The 984-nt window shown below is 53.9% G+C and carries 1 rRNA gene; it reads right to left on the bottom strand.

The features are described 5' to 3' along the window. A 23S ribosomal RNA gene (locus BQ5796_RS16920) occupies window positions 1-984 on the bottom strand; the annotation flags it as partial.

Below are 984 nucleotides of genomic sequence, written 5' to 3'. Positions count from 1 at the left end.
GGGTTAGAATTTCAATACAGCCAGGGTAGTATCCCACCGACGCCTCCACCGAAGCTGGCGCTCCGGTTTCCAAGGCTCCTACCTATCCTGTACAAGCTGTACCAAAATTCAATATCAGGCTGCAGTAAAGCTCCACGGGGTCTTTCCGTCCTGTCGCGGGTAACCTGCATCTTCACAGGTACTATAATTTCACCGAGTCTCTCGTTGAGACAGTGCCCAGATCGTTACGCCTTTCGTGCGGGTCGGAACTTACCCGACAAGGAATTTCGCTACCTTAGGACCGTTATAGTTACGGCCGCCGTTTACTGGGGCTTCGATTCAGAGCTTCGCGTGAGCTAACCCCTCCTCTTAACCTTCCAGCACCGGGCAGGCGTCAGCCCCTATACTTCGCCTTGCGGCTTCGCAGAGACCTGTGTTTTTGCTAAACAGTCGCCTGGGCCTATTCACTGCGGCTTTTCCGGGCTATTCACCCTAAAAAGCACCCCTTCTCCCGAAGTTACGGGGTCATTTTGCCGAGTTCCTTAACGAGAGTTCTCTCGCTCACCTTAGGATTCTCTCCTCGCCTACCTGTGTCGGTTTGCGGTACGGGCACCCGCGATCTCGCTAGAGGCTTTTCTTGGCAGTGTGGAATCAGGAACTCCGAAGAATAAATTCTCCTTGCCATCACAGCTCAGCCTTCACGCAAGTGGGATTTGCCTCACTTGCAGCCTAACTGCTTGGACGCGCTAATCCAGCAGCGCGCTTACCCTATCCTCCTGCGTCCCCCCTTCACTCAAACGATCACTAGGTGGTACAGGAATATCAACCTGTTGTCCATCGCCTACGCCTTTCGGCCTCGGCTTAGGTCCCGACTAACCCTGAGAGGACGAGCCTTCCTCAGGAAACCTTAGGCATTCGGTGGATGGGATTCTCACCCATCTTTCGCTACTCATACCGGCATTCTCACTTCTAAGCGCTCCACAAGTCCTTCCGGTCTTGCTTCAA

The organism is Bacillus massilinigeriensis (genome assembly GCF_900111815.1).
Classification (GTDB): domain Bacteria; phylum Bacillota; class Bacilli; order Bacillales; family Cytobacillaceae; genus Mesobacillus_C; species Mesobacillus_C mediterraneensis.
The sequence above is the reverse complement of the archived record's forward strand: the minus strand, read 5'-3'. Positions and strand labels throughout refer to the sequence as shown.